The following is a 15084-nucleotide window of genomic DNA, read 5'->3' as shown; positions in this document are numbered from 1 at the left end:
TATGCCGACCATCCTGGGACAGAACCAGTACGGCAAGGCCGAGAACCGAGTCGTCAAGATCACGCGGGACGGCGCCACCCACCACATCAAGGACCTGAACGTCTCCGTCGCGCTGAGCGGCGACATGGACGAGGTCCACCTCTCCGGCTCGAACGCCAACGTGCTGCCGACGGACACCACCAAGAACACGGTGTACGCCTTCGCCAAGGAGCACGGCATCGAGTCCGCCGAGCAGTTCGGCATCCACCTGGCCCGGCACTTCGTGACGAGCCAGGAGCCGATCAAAACGGCCCGGATCCGTATCGAGGAGTACGCCTGGGAGCGGATCGCGACCTCGGACGCCAACTCCCAGTTCATCGGCGCCGACGAGGTCAAGCACTCCTTCGTCCGCCAGGGCCAGGAGACCCGCGTCACGCAGATCACGTACGACGGTGAGTCCTGGGAGGTCGTCTCCGGCCTCAAGGACCTGGTCGTGATGAACTCGACCAACTCCGAGTTCTGGGGCTACGTCAAGGACAAGTACACGACACTCCCCGAGGCGTACGACCGCATCCTCGCCACCCAGGTCTCCGCGCGCTGGCGCTTCAACTGGACCGACGACGAGCAGAAGGCGCCCAACTGGGAGAAGTCCTACGAGCAGGTGAAGAAGCACATGCTCCAGGCCTTCGCCGAGACGTACTCGCTGTCGCTCCAGCAGACCCTGTACCAGATGGGTTCGCGGATCATCGAGAACCGCGGCGAGATCGACGAGGTCCGTTTCTCCCTGCCGAACAAGCACCACTTCCTCGTCGACCTGGAGCCCTTCGGCCTCAAGAACGACAACGAGGTGTACTTCGCCGCCGACCGGCCGTACGGCCTGATCGAGGCCACGATCCTGCGGGACGGCTGCGGGCCGAAGATCCCGGTGGACCTCACCAACCTCTGAGCAACTCCCTTTGCGGCACCCGTGGTCCGCACCTCGCGGGCCACGGTACTCAAATCCCAGGGTCCTGCCGTGCCCATTCCACACAGCGAACAGGACGAACCATGGCAGCAGCTCAGCGCATCGTCATCGAGAACTGTGCGATCGCGACCGTGGACGCCGACGACACCGAGTACGCGTCCGGTCACCTGGTCCTGGCGGGCAACCGCATCGAGTCGCTCGGCACGGGCAGCGCCCCCGAGGGCCTGGAGAACGTCGTACGCCGTATCGACGCGACCGGCCACCTCGTGACCCCGGGCCTGGTCAACACCCACCACCACTTCTACCAGTGGATCACCCGCGGCCTCGCCACGGACCACAACCTCTTCAACTGGCTCGTCGCCCTGTACCCGACCTGGGCGCGCATCGACGAGCGCATGACGTACGCGGCCGCCCAGGGCTCGCTCGGCATGATGGCCCGCGGCGGAGTCACCACCGCCATGGACCACCACTACGTCTTCCCGCGGGGCTCCGGCGACCTGTCCGGCTCGATCATCCGGGCCGCGCGCGAGATGGGCGTCCGCTTCACCCTCGCCCGCGGTTCGATGGACCGCAGCGAGAAGGACGGCGGCCTGCCCCCGGACTTCGCGGTCGAGACCCTCGAAGGGGCTCTCGCCGCCACCGAGGCGACGGTCGACGAACACCACGACGCGTCCTTCGGCGCGATGACACAGGTGGCCGTGGCCCCCTGTTCGCCCTTCTCCGTGTCGACCGAACTCCTCAAGCAGGGCGCCGAGTTGGCGCGCCGCAAGGGCGTCCGGCTGCACACCCACGGCTCGGAGACGGTCGAGGAGGAGCAGTTCTGCAAGGAGCTGTTCGGGATGGGCCCGACCGACTACTTCGAGTCGACCGGCTGGCTCGGCGAGGACGTGTGGATGGCGCACTGCGTCCACATGAACGACTCCGACATCGCCGCCTTCGCCCGTACGAGGACCGGGGTGGCCCACTGCCCCTCGTCCAACGCCCGTCTGGCGGCCGGGATCGCACGCGTCCCCGACATGCTGGCGGCCGGCGTCCCGGTCGGACTCGGTGTCGACGGCACCGCGTCGAACGAGTCGGGTGAACTCCACACCGAACTGCGCAACGCCCTGCTCATCAACCGCCTCGGCGCCCATCGCGAGGCCGCGCTGAACGCACGGCAGGCGCTGCGGCTCGGCACGTACGGCGGAGCCCAAGTCCTGGGCAGGGCAGGGGAGATCGGCTCCCTCGAGGCCGGCAAGCTCGCCGACCTCGTGCTGTGGAACCTGGACACGCTGGCCCACGCGTCGATCGCCGACCCGGTCACCGCCCTCGTCTTCGGCGCCGCGGCGCCGGTCACCGCCTCCTTCGTCAACGGCGAGCAGATCGTCGAGAACGGCCGACTGCTGCACGTCGACGAGGACGCCATCGCCCGCTCCACGCGGGACGAGGCCCAGCGCCTCGCGCGGATCGCCGCGCAGGCCTGACATCCGACACCTCAAGATCTCCGGCTGAGGGGGACGGCCCTCGGCCGGTGGCCGTGGACCCGAGCGGGGCCCACGGCGACCGTCTCCGGGGCACGCGCATGGACGTGCGCGCGCCCCGGAACGGTCTACCCGCCACGCCTCCGTGACGGGCATCGTCCCGGTCCCGCACGACCGCGCCTCACCTCCCTGAAACCCACGTCAACGCCGACGTGCAACCGACCGGAGGAGCCGCCGTGGCCGCCCAGCCCACGTCCAGCAGTACGGACGCAGACCCGACCCGCCCGCACAAACACCCAGTTGACGAGAGACTCCCCGCCCTGAAGATGGCGACCAGCGGGCTGCAGCACGTGGCCGCCATGTACGCGGGAGTCGTCGCCCCGCCCCTGATCGTCGGCGCGGCCGTGGGCCTGACCCCGACCGAACTGACCTTCCTCACCGGCGCCTGCCTGTTCACCGCGGGCCTCGCCACCTTCCTCCAGACCCTCGGGATCTGGAAGATCGGCGCCCGGCTGCCCTTCGTCAACGGCGTGACCTTCGCCGGGGTCGCCCCGATGATCGCCGTCGTCAACTCCACCGACGACAAGAGCGACGCGTTGCCGGTCATCTTCGGCGCGGTCATCGTCGCCGGCGTACTCGGCTTCTTCGCCGCCCCGTTCTTCAGCAAGGCGGTCCGCTTCTTCCCGCCCGTCGTCACCGGCACGGTCATCACGCTCATCGGCATATCCCTGATGCCGGTCGCCTTCGGCTGGGCGCAGGGCCCCAACCCCGCGGCGGACGACTACGGTTCGACCACCAACCTGGGCCTGGCGGGCGCGACCCTCGTCGTCGTCCTGCTCCTGCGCCGCTTCACCCGCGGCTTCGTCAAACAGATCGCCGTGCTGCTCGGCCTGGTCGTCGGCACGCTCGTCGCCATCCCCTTCGGCGCCACCGACTTCGGTCCGGTGGCCGACGCGGCCGTCGTCGGCTTCCCGACGCCGTTCCACTTCGGAGCCCCGCAGTTCCAGCTCGCCGCGATCCTCTCGATGTGCGTGGTGATGGTGGTCTCGATGACCGAATCGACCGCGGACATGCTGGCGTTGGGCGAGATCGTCGAGCGCCCCGCCGACGAGAGGACCATCGCGGCGGGCCTGCGCGCCGACACCCTCGGCTCCGCCCTCAGCCCGCTGTTCAACGGTTTCATGTGCAGCGCCTTCGCCCAGAACATCGGCCTGGTCGCCATGACGAGGATCCGCAGCCGGTACGTCGTCGCCACGGGCGGCGGTTTCCTCGTCCTGATGGGTCTGTGCCCGATGGCCGCCTCGCTCATCGCCGTCGTACCGCGTCCCGTGCTCGGCGGCGCGGGCGTGGTGCTGTTCGGCTCGGTCGCCGCGAGCGGCATCCAGACCCTCGTCAAGGCGGGTCTGGAGAAGGACAACAACGTCCTGATCGTGGCGGTCTCGCTGGCCGTCGGCATCATCCCAATCACGGCGCCGGAGTTTTACCACGCGTTCCCGGAGACCGCAGAGATCATCCTGGACTCGGGGATCTCGACGGGGTGCGTGGCGGCGGTCGCCCTGAACCTCGTCTTCAACCACCTCGGCGGGGGACGCGCGGCCGACGACGAGGTGACGGCACCGATGGATCCGCAGCCGGCCTCGGTCCACTGACCCATCCGGACGGGACCTCCCCCTGCGGGACCTCCGTACGGACGGGCAGGGCGCGGCACGTCACGCGTGCCGCGCCCTTGGGTGTTCAGTCAGGTGCCGAGTCAGGTGTTCAGCCGATGTGGTAGCTGTCCCCGTAGACCTGCCAGTCCAGGGGCGGATCGAGGTTCAGGTTCCGGTTCCTGAGGAAGACGCGCTGGGCGGTGTCCACCCGGCTGGTGTCCTCGTGGGCCTCCTCCTGCTTCATCGCCCACACCCGGGCGTCGAGGAAGGCGTTGAGGTACGTCACCTCGTCGCCGCCCTGCGCCGGGGGCCTCGCCCGGTCGAGCGCCCGCCTGCGGATGCTGCTGAAACTCGTGCTGTCGCCGCCGTCGCCGTGCATCACGATGGCGTCGTAGTACGCGAACTGGCCGAGCGTGCCGATGCCGTCGGCCTTGCCCCGACCGACCGCGGGGTTGAAGTAGACGCGGTCACGCTCGTCGTTCTGGGCCTGCCGGAACGCCCCGTCCTGGGCTGCCCGGCGCCAGGCGTCCGGGTATCCGGGGTCGAGGCCCTCGTGGGAGTCGGTGCCGTCGACGCGACGCAGGGCCGGCAGATATCCGGCCAGTACGTTGCCCGGCCTGCGCTGCGCGTACAGCTCGACGAGGTCGAGCATGTCGCCCGTACCGGAGCAGAAGCCGATGATCCCGGCCGTGTAGCCGCGGCCGTCGCCGATGTCCTCGATGTACTGGTACTGCGCCTTCCAGTCCAGCGAGGAGTTCTCCGCGCTGGAGACCAGTTGCATGGCGATCTCCTTCTTCGCCGGGTCGTCGAGGCCGGTCGGCGCGGCGCTCGCGGACTTGGTGGCGATGACGGGACCTGCCACCAGGGATGCTCCGATCAGCGCGAGGATCGTTCGACGCGAGGAGCGTATGTGGGGGGTGTGCACGGGACCTCCAGTGGGGGTGGGAGTCGTTCGTCCGTACTGTTAGGGAAGTTTCCTACCAGAGATTCGGGGACGTATACCCGTCAAGGAGGTGTGTGTTGCGGAGGAATCGAGGCCGTACTGCGGGGCCGGGCGGCGGCGCGGGACCGGCTAGCGGGTCGTGACCAGCACTTCTTGTACGCGGACGGCGGCTTCGTACGTGTCACCGGTGGGCCGGGTTGCGAGGTGCCCCGGCCGGCGTGTCCAGCGCTCCTCCAGGGCGAACCAGTCGACGCCCTCCGGTGCACGGTCCTCGGCCAGCGCGGCCCGCAGCTCGGCGAAGTATGTCGACCAGCGCAGCCGGTAGAGCCCGCCTACCAGACCCACCCACTCACGGTTGGCGTAGTCGCGCAGTCCGGCGTCCGCACCCTGCCGGGTGCCCCACACCGTCAGCAGCGACAGATTGTCGTACGCCAGTCGGTCCCGCTCCGCCGCGTCCGCGCCCCAGGCCCGCGCGTCGGCGACCCAACGCCCCAGCAGATGAAGGGAGTCGGTGGCCAGCAGGGTCTCCAGTACGTCCATCAGGGCGAGCCAGTCCCCGGTCATCCGGTCGAAGCAGGGCGCGTCCTCGGCCTCGTACGCCTTCCTGATGCGGGGGAGGAGGACGCGGCTGCGGTTGGAGACGGCCTGGCGGGCCACGTCGAGGAGGTCGCGGCGGTACGCGGAGGAGTTCCGGAGGTTCGCGCGCACCCGGAGCAGTTCGCCGAGCGCGGGCTCGAACTCCTCGGCGCTGTACCGGAGTTGCTTGGGCGACCACTTGGCGGCCGACTTCGCCGCGAGGGAGGGGCGGGCGCCGAACAGTCCGTCGGCGCCCTCGCTCCACGAGTCGGCGCGTGTCGTGCCGTACGCGGTGCGGCGCAGGATGTCCCAGGCGGCCTCGGCGTGCGGATCGCGGGCGCCGTAGCGGGAGAGGGCCCAGTCCCTGAACCAGACGTCGAGGTCCAACTCGCCATCCTCCCAGGCGAGTTCGGAGAAGAGGTCGAAGGCGGCGGGGTTGTTGTCGGCCGCCTCGGGCAGCAGGGCGACTCCGCGCAGGGTGCTGCCCTGCTTGGTGCGCCACTTGTTGAACAGCGCTGCCCAGTCGGGGGTGTTGGCGCCCAGGGTCGTGTGGCCGCCGAAGTTCCAGATCGAGCCGAAGGCGTACGGGGTGTCGCCCCAGTCGGCCTCGCGGTCCTTCACCTTCGGGAAGCGGTCGGAGAGGCCGTCGATGACGAGCATGTGGGGCTTGTCGACAGCGTCGACGATGGCCCGCGGCGGGTTGCGCTGCCAGCCGAGGATGACCCAGATCGCGTCCGGGTGCGCGGTGAGCAGCGCCTTCTCGACGCCCTTCGCCGCGTCGGCCACCGGAACGTCACCCGGGTCGCCGCCCTCGTGCAGCAAGTCCATCTTGTAGAGCGTCGAAGGGCCGCCGAACAGCTCGTCCTGGGCCCGGTAGAAAGCCGCCGCGACGCGCGCGAAGTGTTCGGTGCGAGGGTCCAGCCAGTCGGGACGCCGGAGCCCCATCCAAGTGCCCTGCGGGACGGCGCGCGCCCCTTTGTTCCGTTCGGCGAAGCCCGGCGGGACCGTGCCGAAGTAGCCAGGGAACACGGGCGTCATGCCCAACTCCCGTACCCGGTCGGTGATTCGGCGCCCGAGCGCGGCGCGGGCGTCCAGGAGCTGCCGCGACACGGGATCCGGGAAGGCGGCGAGATTCTGCATCAGCCACCACGGCTGATGGGCGGGCCCCGCGATCCACTGCCGCAGCTCCTCGTCCGTGTACCCGAACCCGCGGAACACCCGGTGGTACAGCGCGTCCGCACCCGCGTACACCAGCACCTCGTTGTAGCCGTGGAGCGCCAGTACATCGAGCTCGCGCTCCCAGTACGTCCAGTCGTTGTACGCGCCCGTGTAGCCGTCGTTCGTGTCGTTGAGGGCGAATCGGTGCGGGACGTTGGCCGTCCGGGTGACCGGGTCGGCGAGGCCGGGCAGGTCCGTCGGGAGATCGAGCTGCTCGCCCGCCCAGCTGATGTTGGCGTGGGCGATGTGCTTCAAGTACCAGCGGAGGCCCGTTAGTTGGGTGCCTGCGGTGTCGCCGGTGATGGTGATGCGGCCGGTGCTGCCGGAGACGCTGAACGTGTCTGTCCCGGTGCCGGTGCTGGTTCCGGTGGCCGTCGTCTCGAATCTCAGCTGCCGCCAGTGGTGGGGGAGGAGCCGCCGGGCCGCCCTCGTTGCCGCCGCTGCTGCCGCCTCCGTCACGGGTGCCTCCTTGGCCGGGGTGCCGTCCGAGTGCGCGGGTGCGTGAGAACAAGCGACGGTACCGGCTGCGCCGGCGACGGCGGTGAGGAACGCGCGGCGGGGCAGCGGCATGGGGGTCTCCGGGTTCGCAAGGCGGGGTGGGGCGCCGTGGGAGGGATACCCCCGGTGGGGGACCTGGGCACGGCGGCTGGGCCACATGGGGGAGAACCCGCGGTGAATGGGCCGATGGGTTTCTTCGCCCCCGCCGCCCCTACCCATTCCCGTCACTTACTGGGGCTCTGCCCCAGACCCCGTGGGGTGCGATTTCGGGTGCGGGTGCGCTGTGGCTGGTCGCGCAGTTCCCCGCGCCCCTTTTGGGGGCGCGGGGAACTGCGCAGTCTTTTGGGGGTTCGGGGGCGGAGCCCCTGAGTAAGGGACGGGAATGGGTAGGGGCGGCGGGGGCGAAGAAACCCCCGGGTCACACCCGGCTCAGGGACTGGCAAGGCTGGGCCAGCGGGAGGTGGCCGGTGAAGAAGGAGCGGGGCGGAACGCCCATCAACGTGCGGAAGTCGGCCGTCATATGGGACTGGTCGTAGTAGCCGGTGGAGACGGCAAGCTCGGCCCACCCCGTCGAACCCGCATGCGCCAGCACATGCCGAACCCGCCCGATCCGCGCAAAGTGCTTGGGCGAAACCCCCACCCCCTCGGCAAACAGATTCCGCAACTGCCGCTCACTCACGGCCAACCGACGAGCCAACTCCCGTACCTGCGAGGGAACATGCCCCGAATCCGTCGACAGCGCCTCGACGGCAGCCCGCAGAACCTCCCGCCGAGCCCGCCCCGCCCCGTCGTCGCCCGCAAGTCTCTCCGGCAGCACCTCCATCAACCGCCCCACCGCATCCTCGCCCTCCAACCACCGCAACTCATCCGCGAGTTGACGCGCGGACGGACCGGGAAGATCCCCGAGCCGCACCACCCGCCCCACGAGCTCGACCGCCGCCACACCGAGCAACGGCCGCGCCGTACCCGGCCCGAGCCGCACCTGCGCACACGACGCGAGCCGTTTGCTCGTGTGATAGGTGGCCCGGGCGCTCGGCCCGACGACGAGCGTGTCCCGGTGACCGTTCTCGTCGACCCGCACGACCACCTTCGTAGCGGCGTCCGGGACACGGGTGAACGGCTCGCGCGACGCACTGTTGCCGTTGCCGTCGTCGTCGACAGCTACCCCGATCTCGATGCCGTCGATCCACGGCCGCAACGCGTCGGGGGCGGGAAGCGTGCGTTCGGCAACGTCGTTGGTCACCCGTCCACCGTAGACGCGCCGGACAGCCACACGGACTGCCGAACCGTGCCGGAATTTCCTAGAGCTTCCGGTCGGCCGCTCGACACGCTGATGCCCATGATCCTCATCACCGGTGCCACGGGCACCATCGGCAGCGAAGTCGTACGACAGCTCGCACAGCGCGGGGAGAAGGTCCGCGCCCTGACCCGCGACCCGTCCAAGGCCCGGGCCCGCGTGCCCGACGGGGCAGGGGCCGGGGCGGAGGTGGAGGTCGAGGTGGTGCGAGGGGACTACCTCGACCCCGCGTCCGTGGACGCTGCCATGGCCGGCGCCTCGGCCGTGTTCCTCGTCGGCGTCCTGGGCCCCGACGACGGGGACCGCGACCGTGCCCTGGTCGAGCAGGCCCGCGCGGCGGGCGTGCGCCGCGTCGTGAAGCTGTCGGCGATCGGCACCGGTGACCCCGCCGTCGGCAGGGTCGGCTCCTGGCACCTCCCGGGCGAACAGGCCGTACGGGAAAGCGAGTTGGAGTGGACGATCCTGCGCCCCTCGGCCTTCGCGTCGAACACCCTGAGCTGGGCCGAGGCCATCCGGGCGGGCGAACCCGTACCGAACATGTCCGGCGACGGGCTGCAGGGCGTCATCGACCCGCGTGACGTCGCCGAGGTCGCCGTGGAGTCACTGCTCTCCGCACGGCACGTGGGCCGCACCTACACGCTCACCGGCCCCGAGACGCTCGGCGTCCCCGACCAGGCCGTCATCCTCGCCGACGTACTCGGCCGCCCGGTCGCCACCGAGGACCTCACTCCGGACGAGTCCCGCGCCCGGCTGGCCGAGTGGGGCATGGGCGCGGAGTACGCGGAGGGTGTGCTGGCCGGCAGCGCGTACGTACGCGGTGGTCGCAACGCCGTCGTCACGGAGGAGGTGCGGCAGGTGCTGGGCCGGCCGCCGCGCACGTACCGGGAGTGGGCGGTGGACCACAGGGCGGCGTTCGGCGAGAGCTGACGTGCGGGAGCGCGGCTGCGGGGAACCTTCCCCACAGCCGCGCTCCGGGCGTGAGCCTCTCTCTCGCTACCTCAGCTGCACACGTTCCTGGGCCTCGGCCTTCACCGGTTCCGTGGACGGCTCGCGCCCCGGCCGCAGCACCGCCGCCGCGAGCGCCAGCCCCGCCAGCGCGATCCCCGTACCGACCGCGAACGCCAGCCGATACCCGTCCGCGGTCGCCGTGGCGAGCGTCGCACCGCCGTCCACGAGGCCGTCCGTGCGGCTGGCCGCGAGGGTCGTGAGGGCGGCGAGGCCCAGGGAACCGCCCACCACCTGAGTGGTGCTGAAGAGCCCGGACGCCAGGCCCGCGTCCTCCTCCAGGGCGCCGGACATCGCGAGCCCGGTCACCGCGGGCATCGCCGCCGCGAACCCGGTGGACAGGAGCAGCAGCGCGGGCAGCACGTCGACGACGTACGAACCGTCGGCCGGAACACGGGCCAGGAGCGCCATCCCGGCCGAGATGAGTACGAGTCCTGCGAGCAGCACGCGGTACGGGCCGAAGCGGCCGATCGTCCGCGCGGACAGGCCCAGCATCAGCACCCCGATCAGGACGGGCGCGGGCAGGAACGCCGTACCGGTCATCAACTCGCTGAAGCCCAGGACGCGTTGGATGTACAGCGCCCCGATGTACTGGAAGCCGTACATCGCCGCGACCATCAGGATCTGCACCCCGTTCGCGCCGGTGAGCAGGCGTGAGCGGAACAGCCGCAGCCTCAGCAGCGGACGGGCGGCCCGCGCCTGCCGCAGGGTGAAGGCGACGAAGAGGGCGACAGAGACGGCCCCCAGCGTGAGCGTCGTGCCCAGCCCGCGTTCGCCGGCGCCGACGATCGCGTACACCGTGAGCATCAGCGCGCCGGTGACCAGCGCGGCCCCCGGATAGTCGGCGCCCTTGCCGAGCCCGGCGCCACGGTCGGGGGCGAGGATGCGGAGGGCGGCGATCCAGGCGACGATTCCGATCGGCAGGTTGATCAGGAAGATCCAGTGCCAGTTGAGCGCCTGGGTCAGCGCCCCGCCGAGGAACGTGCCGAGTGCGCCGCCCGCCGCGCCGACCGCGCTGAACACGGCGATCGCCTTGGCCTGTTCGCGCGGCTCGGGGAAGAGCGCGACCAGCATGCCGAGCACCACGGCCGAGGTCATCGCCCCGCCGACGCCCTGCAGCGCCCGCGCCGCGATCAGCATGCCCTGGCTGGTGGCGACCCCGCACAGCACGGACGCCACGGTGAACACGACGAGCCCCGCCACGAACATCCGCTTCCGTCCGACCAGATCACCGAGCCGCCCCACGAGCAGCAGCAGCCCGCCGAAGGGGATGAGGTAGGCGTTCACGACCCAGGCGAGTCCCGGCGCCGAGAAGCCGAGGTCGCTCTGGATCGCGGGCATCGCGACGGTCACGATGTTGCCGTCCAGGATCGTCATCAGCGTGCCCGCGCAGAGCACGACGAGGGACGCCCAACGGGAGTACGTTCGCTGTGCCGGACTCTGCTCCGGGTTCGGTGTGGGTCGCTCTGTGGGTGACCCGTTCCGGGACGACATGGCCTTGGCCCTCCGTATCGCTGCAGGTTGTTCCATAGGTGCACGACTTGTAACGGGGGATATCGTGGGTGACTATGGAGACCGGCGTAAGGAGGCACTTCAATGTCCCAGGGGAACACCGGTGTTACCTCGCAGGTCGTGCACGCGGAGGGCTGCCCGGTCCGGGAAGTTCTTGACAGGGTCGCCGGCAAATGGAGCGTGATGATCATCGTGGCCGCCGCTCACGGCCCGATCCGTTTCACCGAGCTGGAGCGCAGCGTCGAGGGCATCAGCCGCCGCATGCTCACGCTGACCCTGCGCAATCTTGAGCGCGACGGACTTGTCACGCGCACCGTCCACCCGACGGTCCCGCCGAAGGTGGAGTACGAACTCACGCCGGTGGCCCGTGAGTTGCACGCCAGCCTGCTCGGACTGACCGACTGGGCGGAGCGGCATCGGGTGACGATCGCCGAGTCGCGTGCGGCGTACGACGCCCTGCATCGGCCCGAGCTGCTCGATGCGTGAGCGCTTCGCTGTGAGCCGGGTGCGTTGTGTGGTGTGTCGTCCGCGGGTGTGTCGTGGCTGGTCGCGCAGTTCCCCGCGCCCCTAAGGGGGCGCGCCTCCTGGGCGCCCGCCCCCCGGTTGCTTCAGAGGCCGAACCGTCCGGGATCCGACGCCAGTGCGCGGAAGTAGTCCCTGGGGTCTGCGACCAGTTTCCGTTCCTTGAGGTCCATCAGGCCGCCGACCGCCGTGAGTTCGGCGGCGACGGTGCCGTCGGACTTGCGGATCGTCTGCTCGATCCGGAACGTCTTGCCCTCACCCCAGATGAAGTCGCAGGTCACCTCGACCTCGTCGCCTGCCCTCAGCTCTCTCCGGTAGCGGACGGTCATCTCCAGCGACACCGGGCCCACGCCCTTGGCGGCCAGGCCGGCCTGGCTGATCCCCGCGGCCTGCAGTAACGACCAGCGGGCGTGCTCCGCGTAGTTCACGTACACGGCCTGGTTCACATGCCCCTGGACGTCGGTCTCGTACCCGCGCACGGTCACCGGGACGGAAAACGGTTCGGCCATGGCTACTCCTTGGATGGCTTCAACGGCTTCAACAGCTGCAACGGTTTCTGTGGCAAACAGAATGGGCGCAAGCGTACTGAGCGGTTGCTCAAGGCCGTCAACCAATGAATTGCGCAGGGCATTCGGGGGCCGTCACGTCCGCCGCGGCGAGGCAAGCAGATACCGCGCGCCCGTACGCGGTTCCGTGTGCTCGCCCACCTGCCAGCCTGCCTGCTCCAGCGTCGCCGCGCACTCCCGCAGGGCTTCGGCGTCCGGCCCGCGTACGGCGACGGCCTCCGGCTGGGGCGTCGCCCGCACCCGGTACCCCTCGGTGTCCGCGCCCGCCGGCCGGTGCCCCGCCGCCTCCAGTGCGAGCGCGGCAGCCTGCACCAGATGCGTACGCTCCCAGGCGCACGGCCGGTCCACGACCCCGTGCGGATTGGTCATGCGGCGCAGCTCCAGGAGCCCCTGCCAGGCGCTGTGCACCTCACGTATGCGCGACGGACCGGTGTCGACGCCCTCCTCGCCGCCGACCCGGGCGGCGAACACCCCGGAGGACCCTTGGGCGGGCTCCCGGGCGGGCTCGGCGGCTTCCGGAGCGCTTGCCTCCGGGGTGACGGTCTCCTCGCGGACCCGATGCCCGGCGGGTGTGAGGAAGTGATCGTGCGGAGGACGCGGATGCCGGAACGCGAGCTCTCGCTTCACCAGCGCCGCGAGCTGGCTCTCCGTACCTCTGAGCCGTCCGGTCACGGGGTCGGCCGCGTCGATGACGCGCCGCTGTGCGGCGGTCGGCGGTCGTGTCATGGCGCGCCCCTTCCCGGTCCGTCGACGAGGGGGCCCACGCGAGGATCCAGGTGATCAGCGGGCCCATTCGAAGACTACGACCCGGCTCTGACATCGCCCCGCCGCAGGCCCGCGAGGAGCCCCGTCCGCCCGGACCCCTTCCGCCGCCTTCCTACTGCCGGTAGCCGCTCAGGAACCGGCCGATCCGGCTGATCGCCGCGTCCAGGTCGTCGGCGTGCGGGAGGGTGAGGATGCGGAAGTGGTCGGGGGTCGGCCAGTTGAAGCCGGTGCCCTGGACGACCTGGATCTTCTCCCGGAGCAGCAGGTCCAGGACGAACTTCTCGTCGTCGTGGATCTTGTGGACCTTGGGATCCAGGCGCGGGAACGCGTACAGCGAGCCCTTCGGCTTCACGCAGGACACGCCGGGGATCTCATTGAGCTTCTCCCAGGCCACGGTGCGCTGTTCGTGCAGCCGCCCGCCCGGAGCGGTCAGCTCGTGGATGGACTGCCGGCCGCCGAGCGCGGCCTGGATAGCGTACTGCGCGGGCGCGTTGGCGCACAGCCGCATGGAGGCCAGCATGGTGAGGCCCTCGATGTAGTTCTTCGCGTGCTGCTTCGGACCGGTGATCACCAGCCAGCCCGAGCGGAAGCCGGCCACCCGGTACGTCTTCGACAGGCCGCAGAACGTCAGCACCACCAGGTCGGGGGCGAGTGCGGCGACGGAGTGGTGCACGGCGTCGTCGTACAGGATCTGGTCGTAGATCTCGTCGGCGAAGACCATCAGGCCGTGTCGGCGGGCGAGGTCGAGGATGCCCTCGATGATCTCCTTCGGGTAGACCGCGCCGGTGGGGTTGTTCGGGTTGATGATGACGACGGCCTTGGTGCGGTCGGTGATCTTCGCCGCCATGTCGTCCAGGTCCGGGTACCAGTCGGCCTGTTCGTCGCAGAGGTAGTGGACCGCCTTGCCGCCCGCGAGGGTCGTGACGGCCGTCCAGAGGGGGAAGTCCGGGGCGGGGATGAGGATTTCGTCGCCGTCCTCGACCAGCGCCTGTACGGCCATCGAGATCAGCTCGGAGATGCCGTTGCCGAGGAAGACGTCGTCGACGCCGACCTCCAGGCCCAGGGTCTGGTAGCGCCCCGCCACGGCCCGGCGGGCCGAGAGGATGCCGCGCGAGTCCGTGTACCCGTGCGCCTGGGGCAGCATCCGGATCATGTCCTGGAGGATCTCCTCCGGCGCCTCGAAGCCGAAGAGCGCGGGGTTGCCGGTGTTCAGGCGCAGCACGCTGTGGCCTGCCTTCTCCAGCGCGTCGGCGTGCTCGATCACCGGGCCCCGGATCTCGTAACAGACCTCGCTGAGCTTGTTCGACTGCCGGAACTCCATGCGCGCTCGCCCCTCCGGTTTCGTGTGTTGCTTGGTTTTACCAAGTTCGAGCTTGGAAAGTCCAACAAGTTGTCTAGACTGCGTCGCATGTCACCTCGCCGAAGCTACGACCAGTACTGTTCCGCTGCCCGGGCCCTCGATGCCCTCGGTGACCGCTGGACCCTCCTGATCGTCCGCGAGCTGCTGGCCGGTCCGCGCCGCTACACCGACCTGCACGCGGATCTGCCCGGCGTGAGCACGGACGTCCTCGCCTCCCGGCTCAAGGACATGGAGCGGGACGGCCTGGCGACCCGGCGCCGGCTGCCGCCGCCGGGAGCGGCGAACGTGTACGAACTCACCGCCCGTGGGCGCGAGTTGCTGCCCGTCCTCCAGGCCCTCGGCGAGTGGGGCGCACCCCTGCTGGCGGAACGGCGCCCCACGGACGCGGTACGCGCCCACTGGTTCGCGCTGCCGCTGCTGCGCTCCCTGGAGGGACTTGGCGACGGCCTCGTCCAAGTCCGGTTGGACGAAGGGGAGTTCTATGTCCGACTCGGCGCGCCGGACGGCCCGGTCTACGGAGAGGGCCCGGCCCCCGAGGACCCCGACGCCGGCCTCTCCCTCGACGCCGAGGCATGCACGGCACTCGCGAGAGGCGACCTGGCCCTCCTCGACGCGGTCCGGGACGGCCGCATCACGGTGACAGGCGAAAGCCCCCTGGCCAAGACACTCCGGGAGGCGTGACCGCGTACCCCGGGACACCAAGAGGCCCGCCGCGCCATGGAGTTGGCGCGACGGGCCTGTCTTGTGATGCGCTTACCCGGGATCGGGTC

Annotated in this window: 13 protein-coding genes; 6 read left to right on the top strand and 7 right to left on the bottom strand. The window is 70.3% G+C overall.

The genetic code is table 11. The features are described from left to right. The first annotated feature begins 1 nt into the window (after position 1). From pucL to QF035_RS13420, 3 genes are all read left to right on the top strand, one after another. Positions 2-925: a factor-independent urate hydroxylase gene (gene pucL / locus QF035_RS13430; RefSeq protein ID WP_307520459.1), complete on the top strand. Its 924-nt coding sequence runs from the start codon at positions 2-4 to the stop codon at positions 923-925. Positions 926-1026: 101 nt separating this feature from the next. Next, positions 1027-2406 carry an 8-oxoguanine deaminase gene (locus QF035_RS13425; RefSeq protein ID WP_307520458.1) on the top strand — a complete coding sequence of 460 codons (1380 nt, stop codon included), beginning with the start codon at positions 1027-1029 and terminating at the stop codon, positions 2404-2406. A gap of 323 nt (positions 2407-2729) precedes the next feature. Next, positions 2730-4052 (top strand): nucleobase:cation symporter-2 family protein, encoded by a 1323-nt coding sequence (locus QF035_RS13420; protein WP_373466947.1) that lies wholly within the window; start codon positions 2730-2732, stop codon positions 4050-4052. 109 nt (positions 4053-4161) lie between these two features. Here the strand turns inward: QF035_RS13420 and QF035_RS13415 are convergent, their stop codons facing one another. The 3 genes from QF035_RS13415 to QF035_RS13405 form a co-directional block, all read right to left on the bottom strand. After that, entirely contained in the window at positions 4162-4977 is an 816-nt protein-coding gene (locus tag QF035_RS13415; RefSeq protein ID WP_307520456.1) for a chitosanase, read from the bottom strand. A 147-nt stretch (positions 4978-5124) separates the two neighbouring features. Next, positions 5125-7359 (bottom strand): alpha-N-acetylglucosaminidase, encoded by a 2235-nt coding sequence (locus tag QF035_RS13410; protein WP_307520455.1) that lies wholly within the window; start codon positions 7357-7359, stop codon positions 5125-5127. Positions 7360-7705: 346 nt separating this feature from the next. Beyond that, positions 7706-8530 carry a helix-turn-helix domain-containing protein gene (locus tag QF035_RS13405; protein WP_307520454.1) on the bottom strand — a complete coding sequence of 275 codons (825 nt, stop codon included), beginning with the start codon at positions 8528-8530 and terminating at the stop codon, positions 7706-7708. 96 nt (positions 8531-8626) lie between these two features. Between QF035_RS13405 and QF035_RS13400 the strand changes: the two genes are divergently transcribed. Then, on the top strand, positions 8627-9511 hold the full coding sequence (locus tag QF035_RS13400; protein ID WP_373466641.1) for an SDR family oxidoreductase: 885 nt from the start codon (positions 8627-8629) through the stop codon (positions 9509-9511). A 66-nt stretch (positions 9512-9577) separates the two neighbouring features. Here the strand turns inward: QF035_RS13400 and QF035_RS13395 are convergent, their stop codons facing one another. Further along, positions 9578-11083, bottom strand: coding sequence for an MFS transporter (locus QF035_RS13395; protein WP_307520453.1), 1506 nt, complete (start codon positions 11081-11083; stop codon positions 9578-9580). Positions 11084-11185: 102 nt separating this feature from the next. Between QF035_RS13395 and QF035_RS13390 the strand changes: the two genes are divergently transcribed. After that, complete coding sequence (locus QF035_RS13390) at positions 11186-11587, top strand: winged helix-turn-helix transcriptional regulator (protein WP_307520451.1); 402 nt, start codon at positions 11186-11188, stop codon at positions 11585-11587. A gap of 122 nt (positions 11588-11709) precedes the next feature. On the opposite strand, the gene QF035_RS13385 is transcribed toward QF035_RS13390, so the two are convergent. The 3 genes from QF035_RS13385 to QF035_RS13375 form a co-directional block, all read right to left on the bottom strand. Next, positions 11710-12132 (bottom strand): acyl-CoA thioesterase, encoded by a 423-nt coding sequence (locus tag QF035_RS13385; RefSeq protein WP_307520450.1) that lies wholly within the window; start codon positions 12130-12132, stop codon positions 11710-11712. Between the two features lie 132 nt (positions 12133-12264). Continuing rightward, positions 12265-12915, bottom strand: coding sequence for a hypothetical protein (locus QF035_RS13380; RefSeq protein WP_307520449.1), 651 nt, complete (start codon positions 12913-12915; stop codon positions 12265-12267). 151 nt (positions 12916-13066) lie between these two features. Further along, positions 13067-14275, bottom strand: a complete 1209-nt coding sequence (locus QF035_RS13375) for a pyridoxal phosphate-dependent aminotransferase (RefSeq protein ID WP_307520447.1) — start codon at positions 14273-14275, stop codon at positions 13067-13069. Positions 14276-14362: 87 nt separating this feature from the next. On the opposite strand from QF035_RS13375, the gene QF035_RS13370 reads away from it, so the two are divergent. Further along, complete coding sequence (locus tag QF035_RS13370; protein ID WP_307520445.1) at positions 14363-14995, top strand: winged helix-turn-helix transcriptional regulator; 633 nt, start codon at positions 14363-14365, stop codon at positions 14993-14995. The last annotated feature ends 89 nt before the right edge of the window (positions 14996-15084 follow it).

The sequence above is a fragment of the Streptomyces umbrinus genome (assembly GCF_030817415.1).
GTDB classification, from domain to species: domain Bacteria; phylum Actinomycetota; class Actinomycetes; order Streptomycetales; family Streptomycetaceae; genus Streptomyces; species Streptomyces umbrinus_A.
This window is presented reverse-complemented; position numbering and strand designations above follow the sequence as displayed.